Annotated in this window: 15 protein-coding genes and 2 rRNA genes (1 of these 17 running past the window's edge); 9 read left to right on the top strand and 8 right to left on the bottom strand. The window is 40.8% G+C overall.

Annotated elements, in window-relative coordinates; translation table 11 throughout:
• Together PESP_RS15610 and rrf are read left to right on the top strand one after the other, a co-directional pair.
• Window positions 1–834: ribosomal RNA gene (locus tag PESP_RS15610) — 23S ribosomal RNA — on the top strand; it begins 2,053 nt to the left of the window's first position.
• A gap of 143 nt (window positions 835–977) precedes the next feature.
• Window positions 978–1,092, top strand: a 5S ribosomal RNA gene (gene rrf, locus PESP_RS15605).
• A 444-nt stretch (window positions 1,093–1,536) separates the two neighbouring features.
• Here rrf and recG read toward each other — a convergent pair.
• Genes recG through asnC form a run of 3 tightly spaced genes read right to left on the bottom strand, consistent with a single transcriptional unit; the run spans window position 1,537 to window position 4,864 of the window.
• Entirely contained in the window at window positions 1,537–3,618 is a 2,082-nt protein-coding gene (recG, locus tag PESP_RS15600) for an ATP-dependent DNA helicase RecG (RefSeq protein WP_089348849.1), read from the bottom strand.
• A gap of 60 nt (window positions 3,619–3,678) precedes the next feature.
• Window positions 3,679–4,365, bottom strand: coding sequence for a tRNA (guanosine(18)-2'-O)-methyltransferase TrmH (gene trmH / locus PESP_RS15595; RefSeq protein ID WP_089348848.1), 687 nt, complete (start codon window positions 4,363–4,365; stop codon window positions 3,679–3,681).
• A 40-nt stretch (window positions 4,366–4,405) separates the two neighbouring features.
• On the bottom strand, window positions 4,406–4,864 hold the full coding sequence (gene asnC / locus PESP_RS15590) for a transcriptional regulator AsnC (RefSeq protein WP_089348847.1): 459 nt from the start codon (window positions 4,862–4,864) through the stop codon (window positions 4,406–4,408).
• A gap of 196 nt (window positions 4,865–5,060) precedes the next feature.
• Here asnC and asnA point away from each other — a divergent pair, with 196 nt between their 5' ends.
• Complete coding sequence (asnA, locus tag PESP_RS15585; protein ID WP_089348846.1) at window positions 5,061–6,056, top strand: aspartate--ammonia ligase; 996 nt, start codon at window positions 5,061–5,063, stop codon at window positions 6,054–6,056.
• 24 nt (window positions 6,057–6,080) lie between these two features.
• On the opposite strand, the gene PESP_RS15580 is transcribed toward asnA, so the two are convergent.
• From PESP_RS15580 to gmk, 5 genes are all read right to left on the bottom strand, one after another.
• Entirely contained in the window at window positions 6,081–7,688 is a 1,608-nt protein-coding gene (locus PESP_RS15580) for a flagellar assembly protein A (protein ID WP_089348845.1), read from the bottom strand.
• Between the two features lie 151 nt (window positions 7,689–7,839).
• Window positions 7,840–8,232: a RidA family protein gene (locus PESP_RS15575; protein WP_004588255.1), complete on the bottom strand. Its 393-nt coding sequence runs from the start codon at window positions 8,230–8,232 to the stop codon at window positions 7,840–7,842.
• A 12-nt stretch (window positions 8,233–8,244) separates the two neighbouring features.
• Complete coding sequence (gene spoT / locus PESP_RS15570) at window positions 8,245–10,350, bottom strand: bifunctional GTP diphosphokinase/guanosine-3',5'-bis pyrophosphate 3'-pyrophosphohydrolase (RefSeq protein ID WP_089348844.1); 2,106 nt, start codon at window positions 10,348–10,350, stop codon at window positions 8,245–8,247.
• A 127-nt stretch (window positions 10,351–10,477) separates the two neighbouring features.
• Complete coding sequence (gene rpoZ / locus PESP_RS15565; protein WP_004588253.1) at window positions 10,478–10,753, bottom strand: DNA-directed RNA polymerase subunit omega; 276 nt, start codon at window positions 10,751–10,753, stop codon at window positions 10,478–10,480.
• A 114-nt stretch (window positions 10,754–10,867) separates the two neighbouring features.
• Complete coding sequence (gmk, locus tag PESP_RS15560) at window positions 10,868–11,488, bottom strand: guanylate kinase (protein WP_089348843.1); 621 nt, start codon at window positions 11,486–11,488, stop codon at window positions 10,868–10,870.
• A gap of 264 nt (window positions 11,489–11,752) precedes the next feature.
• On the opposite strand from gmk, the gene PESP_RS15555 reads away from it, so the two are divergent.
• The 6 genes from PESP_RS15555 to PESP_RS15530 all read left to right on the top strand — a co-directional run bounded on the left by PESP_RS15555 (window position 11,753) and on the right by PESP_RS15530 (window position 20,823).
• Entirely contained in the window at window positions 11,753–14,221 is a 2,469-nt protein-coding gene (locus PESP_RS15555) for a S8 family peptidase (protein WP_089348842.1), read from the top strand.
• Between the two features lie 147 nt (window positions 14,222–14,368).
• Window positions 14,369–15,205, top strand: a complete 837-nt coding sequence (locus PESP_RS15550; protein ID WP_089348841.1) for a DUF6689 family protein — start codon at window positions 14,369–14,371, stop codon at window positions 15,203–15,205.
• Between the two features lie 33 nt (window positions 15,206–15,238).
• On the top strand, window positions 15,239–16,132 hold the full coding sequence (locus PESP_RS15545; protein ID WP_089348840.1) for an FHA domain-containing protein: 894 nt from the start codon (window positions 15,239–15,241) through the stop codon (window positions 16,130–16,132).
• A gap of 95 nt (window positions 16,133–16,227) precedes the next feature.
• Window positions 16,228–19,467 (top strand): serine/threonine-protein kinase, encoded by a 3,240-nt coding sequence (locus PESP_RS15540; RefSeq protein ID WP_089348839.1) that lies wholly within the window; start codon window positions 16,228–16,230, stop codon window positions 19,465–19,467.
• On the top strand, window positions 19,460–20,188 hold the full coding sequence (locus PESP_RS15535; RefSeq protein ID WP_029773155.1) for a sensor histidine kinase: 729 nt from the start codon (window positions 19,460–19,462) through the stop codon (window positions 20,186–20,188). The genes PESP_RS15540 and PESP_RS15535 overlap by 8 nt, the downstream gene beginning before the upstream one ends.
• A complete protein-coding gene (locus tag PESP_RS15530) occupies window positions 20,185–20,823 on the top strand; it encodes a response regulator transcription factor (protein ID WP_024032425.1) in 639 nt (212 codons plus the stop codon). The genes PESP_RS15535 and PESP_RS15530 overlap by 4 nt, the downstream gene beginning before the upstream one ends.
• Window positions 20,824–20,845 lie beyond the last annotated feature (22 nt).

Here is a 20,845-nt window from a genome sequence, read left to right as displayed (position 1 = left end):
CCTTTACTACAGCTTGGCACTGAACATTGAACCTACATGTGTAGGATAGGTGGGAGACTTTGAAGCAGCGACGCTAGTTGTTGTGGAGTCGTCCTTGAAATACCACCCTTGTAGTTTTGATGTTCTAACGTTGGCCCCTGAATCGGGGTTACGGACAGTGCCTGGTGGGTAGTTTGACTGGGGCGGTCTCCTCCCAAAGAGTAACGGAGGAGCACGAAGGTTGGCTAAGTACGGTCGGACATCGTACGGTTAGTGTAATGGTAGAAGCCAGCTTAACTGCGAGACAGACACGTCGAGCAGGTACGAAAGTAGGTCATAGTGATCCGGTGGTTCTGAATGGAAGGGCCATCGCTCAACGGATAAAAGGTACTCCGGGGATAACAGGCTGATACCGCCCAAGAGTTCATATCGACGGCGGTGTTTGGCACCTCGATGTCGGCTCATCACATCCTGGGGCTGAAGTCGGTCCCAAGGGTATGGCTGTTCGCCATTTAAAGTGGTACGCGAGCTGGGTTTAGAACGTCGTGAGACAGTTCGGTCCCTATCTGCCGTGGGCGTTTGAGAATTGAGAGGGGTTGCTCCTAGTACGAGAGGACCGGAGTGAACGAACCGCTGGTGTTCGGGTTGTCATGCCAATGGCATTGCCCGGTAGCTACGTTCGGAACTGATAAGCGCTGAAAGCATCTAAGCGCGAAGCAGGCCTCGAGATGATTTCTCACTAGACTTTTAAAGTCTCTGAAGGGCCGTTGAAGACTACAACGTTGATAGGCAAGATGTGGAAGTGGTGTGAGCCATTAAGCTAACTTGTACTAATTACCCGTGAGGCTTAACCATACAACGCCAAACGCGTTTTGTGACAGAAACAAGCGACAGAAGTTAATAGCTAAAGTAGATAGATGCTTAGAAAGACTTAAAAAATATTATCAGATATTTTCCAGATTTAGTTGGTACGTGAAAACGGACTGACACCTAATTTGCTTGGTAACCATAGCGTTTTGGACCCACCTGACCCCATGCCGAACTCAGTAGTGAAACGAAACAGCGCCGATGATAGTGTAGCATTTGCTATGTGAAAGTAGGACATTGCCAGGCTCCAAATACGAGAAACCCGTTACAGCAATGTAACGGGTTTTTTGCTGTCTGCGGTTTAGTAAAAGCCAAGACCCTATGCCAAACTCAATAGTGGCCGCTCTCGTACATCCAGTACTTCACGGCATTTGTATCCCGATACATCAAACAAAACACCTCGAAGGCGAGCCCCGACCAATGAATAGTTTCCCATTTGCTGTGCGACCCTCAACCGCTGTGGGCACTACGAAATAGCAAGGCTCCAAATACGAGAAAGCCGCTTCAGAGATGAAGTGATTTTTTGCGTCTGCAGAAAAGTAAAATACGCACACACAATGCACACCCATCTAAACCCATGGGTAGAGTAAGACAGTCAGATACCTATTTAGTAGGTAATTAGGGGGCTTTGGCCATCAGTAAAACAAGTTAAAAACAAACTGAGTGAGCTTTATGAGCGGTTAAGGCTAGTTACGCTTGGGCGTAATTAGATTTATTGCCGAGCCAACGTTGGATTAAAGGGTCTATAAGTTCAGGGTTTTGTTTTAGCATTTGCTGTGCGATAGGTCTGACTTGATTTAGCGTGTGTTTATCACGAGTAAGATCTGCAATTTTAAATTCAGCTAAGCCTGTTTGTTTAGTACCAAGCACTTCGCCTGGGCCGCGTATTTCAAGATCGCGCTCCGCGATGACAAAGCCATCGTTACTGTCTCTTAATACACCCAAGCGCTTTTGAGCTGTATGTGAAAGTGGGGCATGATATAAAAGTACACAATGTGAGGCTGTGGCACCACGCCCAACGCGTCCGCGTAATTGGTGTAATTGTGCTAAGCCTAAGCGCTCCGGATTTTCTATTATGATTAAACTCGCATTGGGCACGTCTACACCTACCTCAATGACTGTTGTTGCAACAAGTACATGTATATTACCAGCTTTGAAATCGCTCATAATTGCCTGCTTTTCTGCAGCTTTCATGCGGCCATGAACTAGTCCTACATTAAGCTCTGGCAACGCCTCTTTTAACTGCAGGGCGCTGTCTTCTGCGGCTTGGCATTGTAGTGCTTCAGATTCATCTATTAGCGTACATACCCAATAAACTTGCCTGCCTTGTTCGTTACATGCCAGTTTAACGCGGTTGATTATATCCTCACGGCGAGTATCAGGGATGGCTACAGTGGTAATTGGCGTTCTACCTGGTGGGAGTTCATCTATTACTGAGGTTTCTAAATCTGCATAGGCTGTCATGGCGAGCGTACGAGGAATAGGTGTTGCCGTCATCACTAGCTGATGAGGATAACAATTTCCAAATTTACCTTTTTCTCGCAGTGATAAGCGTTGATGAACACCAAAACGATGTTGCTCATCAATGATGATAAGCACAAGGTTATTGAACTTTACTTCATCTTGAAATAAAGCGTGTGTACCTACTATCATTTGCGCCTCTCCAGAGGCTATTTTTTCAAGCGTAGTGATGCGCTCTTTACCTTTTGTTTTACCACCAAGCCAGGCTACGTTAATCCCTAGTGCTTCAAACCAGAGTTTAAAATTAATGCCATGTTGCTCAGAGAGTATTTCTGTAGGTGCCATTAGCGCAACCTGAAAACCTTGTGCTATTGCTGTTAATGCACTTAATGCTGCTACGAGGGTTTTACCTGAGCCTACATCACCTTGTACTAAGCGCATCATAGGGTAAGGATGCTGTAAATCACCTTTAATTTCGGCTACCACTCGACTTTGTGCGTGCGTAGGTGCAAAAGGGAGTTGTTTTAAAAATTGACTTTCTAAAGTGTTTGTTGGTTCCAAAGACACTGCGCTTACTTGCTGCCCCTGTTCACGTACTTTTAATAAGCTTAAATTTTGTGCGAGTAATTCTTCAAACACTAAGCGTTGCTGCGCTGGGTGAGTGCCTTGTTCAAGTGAAATTACATCTACGTCATTAGGTGGACGATGAAGTAGCAAGATAGCGTCACGCAGTTGCATATGTGAAGGTTGCCATTTTTCAGGAATAAGCTCTTCTACTGAATATTTGTGCAGTAAGTTTATTGCTTGCTCGCTTAAACCCCTAATCGATAATTGCTTTAGCCCTTCGGTTGTTGAATAAACCGGTGTGAGTGTTGTTGCTGTTGGCTGCTCGTTGGGTGTGTCGCTAATGCTATATTCTGGATGGCTCATTTCAAAGCCTACACGGCCACGCCTAACTTCGCCAAAACAGCGAATTATCTTTCCACTACTAAACGCATTTTTTTGCGCAGCAGTAAAATTGAAAAACCGTAATGTGAGCCTACCCGTACCATCGTTTATTTGTACGACTAACATGCGGCGTTTACCGAAGGTTATTTGGCTTGTTTCTATTGTAGCCTCTACAGAGCAGTGACTATGTAAAGTAACGTCGTTAATAGCATATATACGAGTGCGGTCTTCATAGCGAAGAGGCAAATGAAACAGCATATCTTGTACAGTCGCTATACCTAGCTTTTTTAAGCGCTCGGCCATTTTTGGGCCAACCCCTTTTAATTCTGTAATTGGGTATTGGCTTAAGCTAGGTTTAGACAATGTAGGCTCAAATCTGTTTATTTGTGAATGAGTTAAGTGTACTCACAGGTTTGCTATGCATCAAGCATGTTTTAAAGCATGCCAAAATTGCTCGTTAGCTATAATCTCACCTTCGTCATCAAGTGGTGGGTAAGGCAGCTTTTTTAAACGGCACTGTTTGGCAATAATGGGGTGATACCCTTCAAAATACATAGGGTGTTTAATCTCTTCACTTAGCATATTGCGACTATACAGGCCTGCTTTTTCACGTTGTTGTTGGGCTTCAAATAAAATAAGTGCTGCAGCAACCGATACATTAAGTGATTGCACCATGCCTTGCATTGGAATAATAATGTTTTGATCGGCATGTTTAAGTGCTTGCTCAGAAATACCGGTTTTTTCTTGGCCGACAATAATGGCGGTTGGTTTGGTGTAATCTATTTCTCTAAAATCTACAGCATCTTCACTAAGGTGAGTTGCGAGTATTTGTACATTAGGGTTGTACTGTCGCATCATTGCAGCTGCATCATCAATATTTTTATGCAGGTGTGTTTCTAACCAATTTTTACTTCCACCAGAGGTGTTATTAGTAAGCCACTTCTGGTTTTCAGGCCATACAGCATGTACATGATGGCAGCCTACTGCATCAGCACTTCTTACAATAGCCGATAAATTATGGTGCTTATGCACGTCTTCTAGGCACACGGTTAGGTCAGTTTGGCGACGTGATAATACGTCTTTTATTCTTTGGTAGCGATTTTGCTGCATGGTGATCCTCTTTTTTAGCAATTATACGAGAATTTACCTATTAAGGCATTACTGTGCGGCTAATTGGGTTTTGCAAAGAAATAAGCGTTTCGGTTGACTGTATAGCTTCTATTGCTTGTATTTTATTAATAAGTACATCTTGTAAGTGGTCGATAGACTTAGCCATTACTTTTATAAAAATACTGTAGTTACCCGTGGTGTAATAAGCTTCAACTACTTCTTCGAGTGCTTCTAGTTTTATAAGTGTCTCTGGGTAGTCGCGCGCGTTATTTAAATTGATACCAATAAAGCAACACACATCGTAGCCAAGCTGCTTAGTACTAATGCTTAATTGGGTACCCGTGATGATCCCCGCCTGTTTCATTTTTTCTATGCGCACGTGAATTGTGCCGGCGCTAACGGCAAATCGTTTGGCTAATTCTGCATAGGCTGTGCGGGCGTTGGCCATTAGTGCATGAAGTATCTGTTTATCGAGATTATCGATTTGATAATTTTCCATTGTGTTTTCTTTATAAAATTAGTGAATGTTTAGTTTATTGCGGCTTAAATTAATGGATTTTGCAACTTAAAGCTATTTTTATTATGGGTTATTGAATTGAAAGTTTAAATCGTTACAGTAACCTCATTAAAGGCGCCAGTCAGGTGCTTTTTCATAAATAAGCAAGTAACAATAACTGGGAATGAGGCCAATTATTATGAGTTCACACTATGTGCAGCAACAGCAGCAAATAAGTAAAGTTAAGCAATTTTTTTCACAGCAATTAGAGCAGCAACTGGGGTTAGTTGAAGTTCAGGCGCCAATTTTGGCTAAAGTAGGCGATGGCACGCAAGACAACCTGAGCGGTCACGAAAATGCAGTGGCTGTAAATGTTAAAGCGATAAGTGATAGCAGCTATGAAGTTGTGCACTCACTGGCAAAGTGGAAACGTAAAACGCTAGCGACTTATGGCTTTTCTGTAGGTGAGGGTATTTATACACAAATGAAAGCGCTGCGCCCAGATGAAGACTCATTAAGTCCAATCCATTCTGTATATGTTGACCAATGGGACTGGGAGAAAGTAATTTGCCAACGCAGTGAACGTACGGTCTCTACATTACAAGACACAGTTAAAGCCATTTACAAGGGCATTAAGCAAACAGAGCAGTTTGTAAGTGAAAGCTTTGGCATAGCCCCATTCTTACCCAGTGAAATTACGTTTATACACAGTGAGCAGTTACGTAAAATGTACCCTGACTTTAGCGCAAAACAACGTGAAAAAGCCATTGCGCAAGAGTACGGTGCGGTATTTTTAATTGGTATTGGTGGTGCATTAAGTGATGGCAAAATCCATGATGTAAGAGCGCCTGACTACGATGATTGGTCAACCGAAACAACTGATGGATACAACGGGTTAAATGGCGATATTTTAGTGTGGAATCCTGTATTAGAAGATGCCTTCGAAATATCATCTATGGGGATACGTGTGAGCCCTGACGTATTAAAAGCACAGTTGAACATAACAGGGGATGAAGAGCGTTTAGCATTTGATTGGCATAAAGCGTTACTTGCAGAGTCATTCCCACAAACGATAGGTGGCGGAATCGGGCAATCGCGCTTAGCAATGTTATTACTGCAAAAGCAGCATATTGGACAAGTGCAAGTAGGTGTATGGCCTAAGCAAACGCATGATACGGTAAGCGGGTTACTGTAAATTATAAAGGGCGCTAAATGCGCCCTAATGTGTTTTAAAGTTTATTTCTACTTTATTGTTTTGTAAGTTTATATTACATGGTGGGTAGTTGCGGGTGGTTTTTAATACTTTATCAAAAATATGAATCTCTACCCCTGCGTGTAATGATGTATTAACGACGAGGTTTGCATCGCCCAGTAAGTCATGTAGTTCATGATCTAGGCTAGATAACTTTTTTTCTAGCAGCTCTGCTTGTTGGCAGTAATGCTGCTGCGTTGCACCAATTTTTTTAATGAGCAAATTCTTCTTGTCTATATCTTTTACTTTATCAGCTTTTTCAAGTGCTGCTTGAAGGGTGTCAAGTTGCTCATCTGTTTTTGCTAAGTCTTTAAAGCAGTTATCTGTATCGGCTGTTATTTCAGCCCCTGATGCGGCTAAATTAATTGCCATTTTAGCGCCTGACTCATTGCCAATTTCACCAGCAATTAATACGGTTGCATCGAGAATCTCTCCGCCAAAAATTTTCCCTTTGGGTAACTCTGTTTGGCCAACTTGCAATAGGTGCTTTGCCTTAATTGCACAATGGCTGGCTTGGCGGTCTATAAAAATATTTTTGCCCTGTATATAGCAATATTGTGCGTGAGATACATGAACGTCACCTTCGCTTTTAATAGAGCATGACAATGTTTTATCTTCTAGCCTTTGGTGGCCAATAATACCTTGCTTTACAGTGACATTTCCGCCAGCAGATAACTCACCAGACTCAACAGTACCAAAAACGGTTATATCGCCTTTTGCTGTGACTCGCATACCTGGGTCAATGTTTTTAGTAACAATTACACTGCCTTCAAAATCAATGTGGCCACTTTTAACATCCACATCAGATATTGTGAAAATATCATCTACTCGCATACCATTAGGTATTTCTACGGGGACGCCGGCTGTAGTAGAGACTAATTCAAGTGGATTGATTTTTGATATTTCAGTGCCATCCCCTGCAACTAACTTTTTATTTTCACCGGGTTTAGCAGGCAGTATGTCACCGACTACAGTGAACCCTTCTTTACCGGGAGTTGCAGGCTGTTGGCGAATAAGTACTACACCTGGCTCTACACTGGCAAGCTTACCAAAATCACGCATATCCACGCTGCCATCTTCTTTCATTTTTGGCGCTTTGAGGCGATCTTTTAGGGTTTCTACCATAGTTACAAACTTAGTCGCAGCTCCCTCAGCCGGTAAGCGGCCTTTTGCAAGCACACCTTTGGATAAAGTACCTGCGGGTAAACTAAATTGTTTATCTAATAGCTGCTCTAAAAAGGCTTGTTTATAGCCTCTCACTACGCCTGCTTTAACCAGCTGTTTTTTCCCTTCCTCTAAGGTGAGGACTTTACCGCCATAAGCTAGAGTGAGCTCGCCAATTGCCTGCATTTTATCGTCACTAATTGTCACAATAAGTGACGCATCGTGCTTAGTCGCTACAACCAAGGTCGATTCATTATTTTGTGCTTTAAAATAGTCATTAATGGCATCGTGGTCGATTTTGCATTCACAAAATGTCGACTTTTCGAGCGCATCAATTACAAATGCTGCACTAGGTGGAGCATGCTTACTTACATCAAGTAATACGTTCCCGTTATGGGCAAGCTTAAACACTAGTTAATCCTTTTCTACTACTAAAGTTAAGATTGGTTTTATTGCATTATCACAGAGTGCTAGATATTTACATTTGAGTCAAGAAAGGGAGAAAACAAAGTGTTGCAGATAGAAGTTGAGCTATAAAGGGGCCTTTATAGCTCGGTATTAATTAGTTAGTTGAAGGTAATTCCATAATTCCGTCAATCTCAACTTGTGCACCTTTTGGTAATGCACGAACACCTAATGCAGCGCGCGCTGGGTAAGGCTGTTTAAAGTACTGGCTCATTACTTCATTAACGGTGGCGAAGTTTGATAAATCAGTAAGGTAAATATTAATTTTAACTAGATCTTGAATTTTACCACCGGCTTCTTCACATACCGCAGTAATATTTTTAAATACTTGGTGCGTTTGCTCACTAAAATCTTCTGAAACCATTTCCATTGTTTCAGGTACTAACGGGATTTGGCCCGATAAGTAAACGGCAGTACCTACTTTAACCGCTTGGCTGTATGTGCCGATAGCAGCAGGTGCTTTTTCGGTAGAAATAAATGCTTTATTCATGAGTTTCCTATTTTACTTTTTACGATAGACTTTTTGCACATCAGGCATCACACGAATGCGGCGCATAATATTGGCAACATGAACGCGGTTTTTAACCGTAACGCCCAAATCTATCACATACAAATTACTTTCTTTTTCGTCGGTGGTAATCTCAACAATATTGGCTTGCGTTGTAGCAACAACATTTGTGAGTTTAGCTAAAGCGCCTTGGTGGTTAATAATTTCCACTCGCAGTGCTGCAATATATTCTTTTTCTGGATTATCGTCCCATTTTACAACCAAGTATTTTGAACGCTCACTTTCCCAACCGCGAATGTTTTTACATTCTTGGCGGTGTACGGTAAGGCCTTTACCTTGGCTAATGTGAGCCGTAATGGCATCTCCGGGTACAGGGCGACAACACTTAGAGTAATTAACTAACATGCCTTCGGTACCAATAATGGTGGCTTTGGCTTGTTTGCTAATATCTGTTAGGTCTTCGCTTTCGTTTTGTAACAAGCGTTTAGCTATTAATACGCTCATTAAATTACCAGCGCCTATTTCTACGAGTAATTCTAATACCGTAGAAAGCTCGTGCTCTTCTAATACGCGGGCAATGTTTTCATCTGGTATGCTGTCTAGCTTGTTTTCACCCAAGGCAGAGTCAAGTAATCGACGACCTAGTAATAAAGCCTCTTCTTGATGCTGACTCTTAAGATAGTTTCTAATACCTAAACGGGCTTTACCGGTTACAATAAAGTTAAGCCACGTTGCATTAGGATGTGCGCCTGAACTGGTTATAATTTCAACGCTTTGCCCGGTGTCTAAGGCTTTACTTAGCGGGTAAGGTTTACGGTTTACGCGTGCACCTACACAGGTGTTACCTACATCAGTGTGTACGGCGTAAGCAAAATCAACAGCTGTAGCGCCCATTGGCAGCTCTACTATGCGGCCATCTGGCGTGAATACGTATATTTCTTCAGGGAATAACTCAGTTTTGACGTTCTCAACAAATTCGAATGACGAACCCGCACTTTGCTGAAGTTCTAATAAGCTTTGCATCCATTGGCGAGCACGTTGTTGCGCGGTATTACCTGCGCCATCACCGGCTTTTTTATACATCCAGTGCGCAGCAACCCCTTTATCGGCCATATGGTCCATATCGTGAGTACGTACTTGGATCTCCACTGGAATACCATGAGGGCCAACCAATGAGGTATGCAGAGATTGGTAGCCATTGGTTTTAGGTACAGCTATGTAATCTTTAAAGCGCGTTTCAATTGGCTTATATAAGTTATGCGCAACACCTAATACGCGGTAACACGTATCCATAGCATCTACGTTTATTCTAAACGCGTAAATATCCATTACTTCATTAAAAAGCAGCTCTTTATTAAGCATTTTTTTGTAAATACTATAAAGGTGTTTTTCGCGCCCAGACACAGTTGCTTTAATGCCTGATTCTTCAAGACGTGCTTCTATTTCGGTTTGTATATTAGAAATAACTTCTTTGCGATTACCACGCGCTTTAGCCACTTCAGACTTAAGTGCACGATGTCGCATAGGGTATAGCGCTTGAAAGCCTAAATCTTCAAGCTCATTTTTAATATCGTGAATACCTAAGCGGTTTGCTATTGGTGCGTAAATCTCAAGCGTTTCGCGGGCTATTCGGCGTCGTTTATCTGGACGCAGTGCCCCTAAAGTGCGCATGTTATGAGTACGATCAGCAAGCTTAATTAAAATAACCCTAATATCTTGGGTCATAGCCATAATCATTTTTCGGTAGTTTTCAGCTTGGAATTCTTTTTTATCTTTAAAGCTGAGCTTATCGAGCTTACTTACCCCTTCAACGAGCTCTGCCACAGTATCGCCAAATATTTCGGCTAAATCTTGTTGGCTAAAGTCGGTGTCTTCAATTACGTCATGCATTAGCGCGGCCATAAGTGTTTCATGGTCAAGGTGCATGCCGGCAAGAATTTGGGTTACTTCAACGGGATGAGTAATGTATGGTTCGCCGCTTGAGCGAGTTTGTCCCTCGTGAGCTTCTCGGGCTACCACGTAGGCTTTTTGCACTAGCTCTACATCAGCAGCTGGCAAGTATTCAGATATTTTCTTTTTAAGACCTTCAAAAAGATACATTCACACTCCAATGTTCTCGTGAAGCAATAAGTAACGGTAAGTAATAGAATATACGATGAAAAGAGGGGATTGCCAACGGCTAGAGTAGAAATACTGAGCCGTTGACTAAATCAAACCGGGAGGTTGATTATTGATTGCCACCAACAATAGCAGCAACCGCAGCTAATTCAGCTGCTTCTTGGTGTTGTTGTTCTTCACGGTCAATAACGTCCATTGATGAACTATCAACTAAACCTTTCTCGATTTCACGTAGAGCGATAACGGTCGGTTTATCATTTTCAGCGTCAACTAGTGGATCTTTACCACCAACTGCGATTTGGCGGGCACGACGAGCCGCAACTAAAATTAAGTCAAAACGATTACCAATTGCATCTACTGCATCTTCAACTGTTACGCGAGCCATCTCAGCACTCCAAAATAATTTAAAAGCAAAGGCGTAGTTTACTGCAAGCAGCTTGTTTCGCCAATAGCCAGTGGTTAATTTTTACCAGTTTTCCCAACAAAGGGTATAAATAGCTTATTTGAGTAAGTTGGTAATTAAATCGTGATGACGGCTCGCTTGTGCATTTAGAGTTAAGCGCTGCGCTAATACAATCGTTTCAATATTACTTAGTGCTGTATCAAAGTCATCATTAACAACAACATAGTCATATTCATTGTAGTGTGATGTTTCTGATTGCGCTTTAGCCATACGACCAGCTATAACCTCTGCAGAATCTTGACCGCGGTTATTTAAGCGTTGCTCAAGTTCTGCTTTTGAAGGAGGTAAAATAAAAATAGTTTGCACGCTTGGCATAATTTCACGCACTTGCTGCGCGCCTTGCCAATCAATATCTAAAAATACATCAATACCTGCATCTAACTGCGACTCAATTGCTTGCTTTGACGTGCCGTAGTAGTTATCAAACACTTGTGCCCATTCAAAAAAATCGTCTTTGGCAATTAACGCTTTAAATTCATCGGCGCTTACAAAGTGGTAGTGCACGGCGTTTTCTTCACCTGGGCGAGGGTCACGAGTGGTATGCGATACCGATACTTTCATATCTGCGTGTTTTTTTAGTAACGCCGTTATTAAGCTAGATTTACCCGCACCTGAAGGCGCAGATAGAATAAATAAGTTTCCGCGAGTTTGAGCCATGTTTTTCTCTACTTAAAAATAAACAGGCTTGAGTTACAAAAATAACCCAAGCCTTTAATGACACTATTGTACTTTATTTAACACTTTTTACTCAACCATCTCTTTTTAGCTGCAGTGTTTATTTGTGCCTAGGGGTTTTCCCCTATGCCTTATAGGGAGTGATCCTGATATGCAAAAAAGCGCTTTGCTTATTAAATGTAATTGTAAACAAAATATTAACCAATCAATGTTAAGCAAACATTCTTTTAAGTAGGTGGGTAAATTATGAAGTCATCAATTAAGAATATACTGGCTGGTCTTTCTCTTGCGGGATTTAGTCTTAACGCTGCAGCCGCAGCTGTTATAGGTAATCAACTAGAACAAAAACTACAAACAATGTCTGCAACAGAAAGTGCCATGGTTGTGGTCAGTTATGATCAACTAGGCGCACTAAGTAATACTCAATTACAAAACTTACTAAGCTTAGGCTTAGTTGAAGGTGTGCAATTTAAGTCTTTGCCAATTATAGGCTTGTTGGCTACACCTTCACAAATATCTCAGTTAGTAAACGTGCCAGGTGTTCGTTCAGTTTATGCAAATAGATCACTTACTTATTTTAATAAAGAAGCACGCGAATTAACGGGTGTGGATAAGCTTCAATCAGATGATTTTGAAGCCCACAATGGAATCAAATTTACGGGCAAGGGTGTGACCGTAATAGTGAATGACTCGGGTATTGATGCCACATTAGATGACTTAGAGTATGGCTCTAAGGTTATTGAAAACGTACAGGGGGTTACACATGCACAAGCAATTTCGCTTACTGGAATAGATGGTGTTTGGATAGAGGGCCAACCAAATACAGACCTAAATGTAGGACACGGCACTCATTGTGCTGGCACTGTAGCGGGTTGGGGCTCTCATTCTGATGGTGAATATAAAGGTGCGGCTCCAGGCGCTGACTTAATTGGCTATGGTTCTGGAGCCGGTTTATCAATTTTAGACGCCTTGGGTGGTTATGATTATGCAATTAGCCATATTTGGGATTTCAATTCGCCAATTCGAGTAATGAGTAATTCATGGGGCTCAAGTGGTAAGTTTGATCCATTAGGACCAATTTCACTGGCTTCTTATAAGGCATACAAGCTAGGCATGATCTCGGTTTTTGCCGCTGGTAATTCAGGTTCGGGCGAAGATACACATAATCCTTATGCTCAAATTCCTTGGGGGATGTCGGTAGGTGCTGGCACGAAGCAAGCTGAGCTTATTGATTTTTCATCAAGAGGTAAAAATGGTGAAGTAGGCGACTTTACTATGCCTGACGGCAGTGAATGGACTTATAAAAATGAGGTAAGTATTGTCGCCCCTGGTGTTGATATTATCTCTACAAGAGCAAAAACGAATGTTGTATCTAATGGTGGAGCAGATGATATTGATGCCATGCCTGCTGAGCACCTTCCTTATTACACTATGATTTCGGGCACATCAATGGCTACGCCGCATGTGGCTGGTGTGATTGCACTTATGCTAGAAGCAAACCCAGATCTCACACCTTTAGAAGTGAAAAAAATCATCCAAGAAACGGCAACGAATATGCCTGGTTATGAAGCATGGAAAGTTGGTGCAGGGCATATAAATGCGTATGCAGCTGTTGCAGGTGCATTAGGTTACGATAACCAAAATAGCGTAACAGTTAACAACTTAAGTGACTTTAATGCTAACGCCATTACATTGGCAGACGCTGATCCGCAGCCTTTTGAAGTCTTATACTCACCGGTTGGGGAGCCTGAAGTGCACAGGTTTAACGTAAATGCAGAGGATAGTTGGATAAATGTTTCTTCTGAGGTTTTTGCTACAACCACTAAGTTAAAGTTAGAAGCGCCAGATGGCACTGTATATATGGGTAACTTAACACTGCCAGTGCTTGATACAACTATGCGGGTTTCTGCACCTGCGCAAGAAGGCGAATGGAAATTATCTGTATATGGAATGACATCGTTATCCGGCGTACAAGCAGACCCTACTGGATTAACTAACGGCCCAGGCGTACCTGAATTTATAAGTGGAGAAATTTCAATTTTAAAATCAGGTGGCTACGAAGGGCTAGATGATATTGAAGGGCATCCAGCGCAAAATGCAATTGAGTTTGCTGTCAGTGAGCGCTTAGTCGATAGCAGAAACAATCTTTTATATCGCCCAGATGCAAACCTTAAACGCAAAGAACTTGCTAAGTATCTTGTTATGGGTATGTCTGTTAGGCAGCATAGAGATATTTTAAACAATGAAAAAATGCCCCTTTCAGATGTAAACGGCCAATACACACCTTTCATTGAAGCTGTGACTGAGGTTGGCTCTGCGTTAAAAGATCGCACCCAAATCCAAGCGCCAGTTATGCTTACAAGCGAAGGGACATTTTCTCCTCAAGGTAATGTAACAAAAGAAGAGCTAGCCTATTCACTGGTTCAAGGGCTTGGTTTAGAGGAGCAAGCACGTGCCTTTACAGGTAATATTACAATTGAATATAACTCAGAGCGCATTGCAGTATTAGATACAGACCAAATTGCACCTGAATTGAGAGGTTATGTTCAAGCTGCTATTGATATGTCACTGATCAACGTCACTTATAAAGTTGAGCAAGGGCCGTATGATTTATCACCAATTGTTGTTGCTTACTTTAAACCTCAAAGTACGATTAAACGTGGCGACTATGCGGTAATAATTTCTCGTTTATTCAACAATTACTTACGTAAATAATTACTAGTAACTCAAAAGCCAGTCATATATTTGTCTGGCTTTTATTTGTTGCAATAAATGCATGTCTCATGCTAGTTTTTAATTATAAGTGAAAAAATAGTAACCATTTTGTAGTTGGTTCATTGGTTGTGTTTTCTGGGGATCACTATGCTAAACATAAAAAAACTATTAATTGCTTCATATACAGGGTGTTTACTGTTTATGAGCTCGCAAGTTGAAGCTACTGATATTGTATCAGTTAATATACATGGCAATTCTGCTGAGGCTATTATTGAGCTACCAGGTGGAGTTTCTGCGGATATAACCTTAGAGTTTGAAAATGCGGTGGGGTTAACAGCACAAAATTTAGGTATCAGTGCTGAAGTAGTTGATATTACATCTCAAGCGTTGCTACAGCGATTACCGAGCATTACCGATATAGCACCGGCAGCAGCTTTTCCAATGATGATAACAATAGAGCCGCAGTTAACGAGTGGCTTTTCTTTTTCTGGTTTGGCAACCGTTGATATACATACTCATAACTTAGAGTATACCGCGGGCACACCGCTGCGCTTTTTTAAAGCGCCATTAAACGGTGAGTTTAAAGATATTACTATGACCATGGGAGCTGGCAGCTACAGAGCACGTGGCTCTACCGGTCGTTTTTCTCAATTTATAATTGTTGCTGACTTACGTCCTCAGGTAACAGTTATAGACTCTAAATATAATGATTTGCAAAATGCTTTAAACAACTTTTCAGCAGATATTGACCCCACTGTTTATTCAGCTTTATTACAAGATTTAGCCGATGTAAACCAGCTTATGTTGCTGCAAAATTACAGTGCTGCAAGCAACAAACTTAATACCTTTAATCGAAGAATAAGCGATAACAGTGGCGATAAAGTGCCTAATGTATGGCGCTCTAGCAGAGATATAAGCAATGTGGCGGGTGAGCTGATGGCTTATGCGAACACCTTACGCTTTAGTCTACGTTTAGCTAATTAGTGTCAACAAAAAGACTATTTAAAGAGTAAAACTATGCCTGCGCGAATTACGGTTTGTTATACCAACCAGCCAGCGGTTGAAAGTTTTTTATATGAGGAGAGCGACTATCGTATTGGTCGCTCTAAAGAATGTGAGTTAATACTTGAGCATCCTACCGTTTCGCGCCAACATGCGACCGTAGCTAACTTAAATCGTGTGTGGCAGCTTAATGATGAATCAAGTAGAAACGGCACTCGAGTTAATGGGCTGGCTATATCTACCTCAACCTTAGAAGATGATGCCATAATATCGATTGGTAAATTAGATTGCTTATTTGAGTCTAAATCTACGCAGCAAATTCAAGCTATTCAGAGCCACAATAATTGGCGGCTATCTGCTAGTAAGCCAGGCATAAAAAATATTACAGTTAATTTAAAGCAAAACTTATTATCACAATTACAAAACCTAATTATGCTTACCGGTACTCAACGAGGGGGGGTGTTTTTAGGCAACACCTTACAAAGCCTAAGTGTGTGTATAACGCAGGGGTTATCGGGCAAAGATTTTAAGCTTAATAATTTTGAAGGGAGCATTGGTGCAATATCGCAATGTTACTCAAAAGGTGAGCCTATTATTGCCATGGATATAACGCATCATCAGCTTTTAAGTAGTCGACAAAGTATTGAGCTTAAAAAAATATCTGCTCTAGCGTGTATCCCCCTGACTTATGAAGGTTCAATTATTGGGGTTATTTACACCGACAGCAAAATGTCTGGAAAGGTGCTTACAGAGTTAGACCTTGAAATATTAACCAGCATAAGTTTGCAAATAGAGACCACAGTACAAGCTATTTTACTTCAACAGTCTATAGAGTTATTACAGTCGCAACTTATAAACTCCTCTTCTTTTGACGGTAATGACTATAATTTATTTAAATTATGTCATTAAAAGAGTAACGCCATATCAACTCCGACGACCGTAATCAAAGTTCATTAATCGAAACACAACTTATATCGCCGCAAAGCGATTTACAACCAGGAAGTTTGTTAGTTGAACGTTTTGAAATTGTCTCAGCCCAAGGGCGCGGGCAATATGGTTGTGTATATAAAGCACTTGATATACAACTGCAAACTTACGTTGCTATTAAGGTGCTTAATAGCGCACTTCACAACAGTGAGCAGGCAATTAGTTCATTTAAAAACGAGCTACTTTTAGTCAGGCAACTAAGTCACCCTAACATAATCCGTGTGCATGAATATTACTACGATCAACAACTTCACTTTATAACAATGGATTGGATAGAAGGGCTTACATTAGAAGATAAAATTGCAGAAAAAAAACTCACCTCTCAAGAAATAATTGATATTGTTAAACAACTTTTTGCAGGGTTAGCGTGCGCAGATGAAGTTGGTATAGTTCATAAAGATTTAAAGCCCGATAATATTTTAATTGATACCGAAGGCAAGGTTTACATTGCCGATTTTGGCTTAGCAGCTTTAAAAAATAACGATAACAGCCAAAGTATTATTGGCACGCCTTACTACGCGGCACCTGAGTATCTACTGCAAGGTAAAGTTAATAAAAGCACTGACTTGTACTCCCTCGGGGTAATTATTTATCAGCTTTGCTGCCATTCAATGCCTTTTACGGGTAATAGTCTTGAATTAATCATTGATAGTAAGCTTTCAGGAAATATTAAATTTAACCCTTATCAGGCAAAATTAAAGTCATTAAAAGCTTTAGTGCTCAGTATGCTTGCTGCAAATACTCAGTCTCGGCCTGAAAGTGTAAGCCTCGCCTCACGCTCATTTGAGTCGCTTATTAATAAAAATGCTAAGCGTAATACTCGCCCCGTAATGCTATTTGCAGCCGCTTTTGTATTTGTTGGGTTTATTTGGGTGCTAACAACAGTTGAAAATACAGCAAACACAGATAAAGCAAAATATTCATCTATTGCTATTTTACCCACAGTCATGAATAGCGAAACGGAAAATGATGCGTTTACTGACTTTATACATTACAGATTGTCGCATGTGAGCAATTTAAGAGTTATCGATATTTCGCGTGTTACAAATTTGCTAAAGCAATTAGGTTTAAATCCGCCATTAGATAAAGCCAAAGTAGAGCTACTGTCTGACTTACTTAAGGTGGATGCTTTAATTAGTCCTGCCGTTATTCGCACAGGGGGTAATAATCAAGATGTTCAAATTAAATTAATAAAAGTCGACGGCTTCAATATAAACGAGTCTCTATTATTAAATGCCCCGCTTGATGATGAAAAATGGAATAGCGTTGCAAGTCAGGCCGTAAAAAATTTAAAACAAGCCCTTAACCTAAAAGAGCAAGACGGTAAATCACTGTTACTTAGCAGCCCTCCATCAAAAGCATTGTTTAATATAAAAAAGCAGATTGAATTGGGTAATGTAGAAGAGGCAAAAACTAAGTTGCAATCGTTATTGGCTCAAAACCCTAGCTTAGCGCAAGGTTGGTTGGTATTAGGTGAGCTTTTGTTAGAAAACAATTTGATAATAGAAGCAGAGCAGGCGTATTCAAAAGTACTAGAGCACTCTAAGCCTTTAACTTACAGCGCTAAATTTGCTAGTGCGCGGCTTAATGATTTAGCAGGCAAAGTAGAGCTGGCTAAAAATGATTATTTAGAGCTCATAAAAGCATTCCCTTACAATATTGAATTAAAAATTGCCTTAGCAGAGTTTTACTTTTTTATAGAGCAGCATAGTAAGGCTGAGCAATTGTTGTTAGATGTTGTAAAGCTCGATCCATACCACCCTAATGCTTGGTTTATGCTTGGTCGAGCTGCTTTTTTACAAGGTGATTTAAATAAAGCAGTGGATGATTACTTTGTAAAAGCACTGGTTACAGCTAAAAAGTTAAAGAACCCACTTAAAGAGGGGGAAGCATTAAATGCGTTTGGTGTTGTTTACGGGCAACAAGGAAATACCGAACTGGCGTTTGATTATTACTTACAAGCTTTAACAGTACGTCAAAACATGGGTGACTCGGCAGGTGTAGCTACAACCATGACAAACTTAGCTTCTTTATACCTTGCTGAGGCGCAGTATAAACAAGCTGAAGACTATTTAGAAAAAAGCTTAGATATATATACCCAGCTAGGCGATCAGCAAGGGCTTTCTAATTCTTATAATGAACTAGGTGTACTTGCTGAAGAACAGGCACTTTATCAAAAAGCGTTAAAGCATTATCAAGATGCGCTAACAATAAGAATAAACCTTAGTAACCAAATGCTACAAGCTGAGAGCATGAATAACATTGGTTTTATGTATTACATGTTACTCAATCATGAACATGCTTTGGTTTATTGGCAGCAGGCTGAGCAACTATTTCAGCGTATTCAATTTCCAATAGGCATTATTCATGTGCAACAAAACTTAGCGCAAATTGAATTATCAAAAGGAAATTGGCGTAATGCTTTTCACCTTTTTAATAACACGCTTAAAGATGCTAGTGCGTTAAATAGTGTAGAAGAAACCATAGTTGCTAAAAGCTACTTAGCTAAGCTTGGCTTTTTACAAGGTGGTTTTAAACAGAGTTTTAGTGAGCTTGAAAGTGTTTATCAGCAAGCTGAAGCGCTTAATGACGTAAGAGCAATTGCCGAGTTTGGTTTATGGCTTGCGGATTGGTCAATGCAACTTGGTTTAAAAGAACACGCTATTCGCTATTTAGAAAAAGTGGAATTAGCTGTCGCGAATAACGGTAATGTTGAGTACCACAATAAGCACGCCTTTTTATCTCGCTATATTAATGATCAACTTCACTTAAACAACTTACAAAACCAAGCGCTAGTTGCGCCTGATTTTGCCCACCAATCAGTGTATATACGTGAGCTTATTTATGCAGCCCGAGAACACTTACGCACCGGTGAAAAGGATATCAGCGCTTATTTAGTCAAGCTAAAAGCTGCAGATTACGAATTACAAAAGTACCAATACATTGACTATTTAGAGCTATTGGCCATACAGCAGTTTTTAAATAAGCAATGGCAAGCACTTCAAGCAACACTTAGAGAGGCTGAGCTATTACAAAGGAACATGGGAGGCTATTGGCGTAGTTTTCAATTTGACCGACTGCATGCACAACTTGCATTAGCAAATGAGGCCGACTCTTCGGCGTATATAGCTAAAGTAGATAAAAAAGTGGCAGATCTGCTCAATAATTTACCTAAAAACGCTGAACACACATTTTTATCAACCTTAAGTTATTTTGAATTAAATGACGGCTTTGGAGAACTTAGCGCGAATGACTAACGATAGTGATACGGATATTGCTTATTTTGTTGAGCAATTAAACCAAAAACAACAGTTAATTACCCAGCAGCTCAATACAAATAATGAGCAAATGCGTGGTTTGGCAAAGCGGGTATGGCGTGTTCAAGAAAACGAACGTAAGCAAATAGCGCAAGAGCTACACGATGGCGTAGGGCAGTTATTAACAGCACTTATAAACCAATTACAACAAGTGCAAAATGACTCACCAACTAATGAATTAACGCAAAGTATAGAGCTGGCTCGCCAAGCATTGTCAGACACACGTGTTATTTCTCGGTTAATGCGCCCGCGTATTTTAGATGACTTAGGATTAGTGCCTGCTCTTGAGTGGTTAGTAAGAGTTATGGGGGAGCCTTGTGAGGTTTTAGTAAAGCTCCATCATAAAATTGATGCGCCGCTCAAAGATGAGATTCAAACTTTAGCCTTTAGGGTTGTTCAAGAGGCGCTTACAAACGCGATAAAACATGCAGATGCTTCTTTAATCACAATTAATTTAATAGCTACTGAAAGCTTATTAATGATAAAAATAAAAGACGATGGTGTAGGAATTAAAGTAAGTCCGCAAAATTACAAAGAGGGCTTCGGGTTAGGTGCTATGCACGATAGGGTTGCAGCTTATGGCGGGCAATTAACTATAAACTCAGCTCCAGGTGAAGGCAGCGAAATAAAAGTATTAGTAACAGGTAAGGAGGTTTTATGATCAGCGTGCTGGTGGCAGACGATCATACAATTTTACGCCAGGGGCTAGTAAGTTTACTTAGTAAAGATGAGAATATTTGTGTAGTGGCAGAAGCCGCTGACGGTATGCAGGCTGTTACTAAGGCACTCGCATTAAAGCCATGCGTTATTGTTATTGATATAAGCATGCCTGAACTAAACGGCATGGAGGCAGTTAAAAGGCTGCACGAACAACTCCCCGAATCTAAAGTATTGGTTTTGACCATGCATGAAGAACAAGAGTATGTAATTCATATGGTTCGTGCTGGTGCATCAGGCTACCTATTAAAAGATAGCGCCAGCGATGAGTTATTAGATGCGGTTAATGCACTCTCACAAGGTAAAACGTATTTTAGCCAGTATGCAGCTAATGTTTTAGCCTCTTTATCGTGCAAGCCAGCTGAGCAATGGCAAGACCCATATAAAAACCTTACCAGCAGAGAGAGAGAAGTTTTTCATTTAATAATTGAAGGTAAAACTACAAAAGACATAGCACGCTCACTCGATATTAGCGTTAAAACGGCAGAAAACCATCGAGGAAAAGTGCTCGATAAGCTCAGTGTTGCTAATGCTGCTGAGCTTGTACGCTACGCTGCTAAAAATAACCTATTGCTATAAAACGGGTGTTTTAACTAATACA

Origin of the sequence: Pseudoalteromonas espejiana DSM 9414, assembly GCF_002221525.1 — a bacterium.
Taxonomy (GTDB): domain Bacteria; phylum Pseudomonadota; class Gammaproteobacteria; order Enterobacterales; family Alteromonadaceae; genus Pseudoalteromonas; species Pseudoalteromonas espejiana.
The sequence above is the reverse complement of the archived record's forward strand: the minus strand, read 5'-3'. Positions and strand labels throughout refer to the sequence as shown.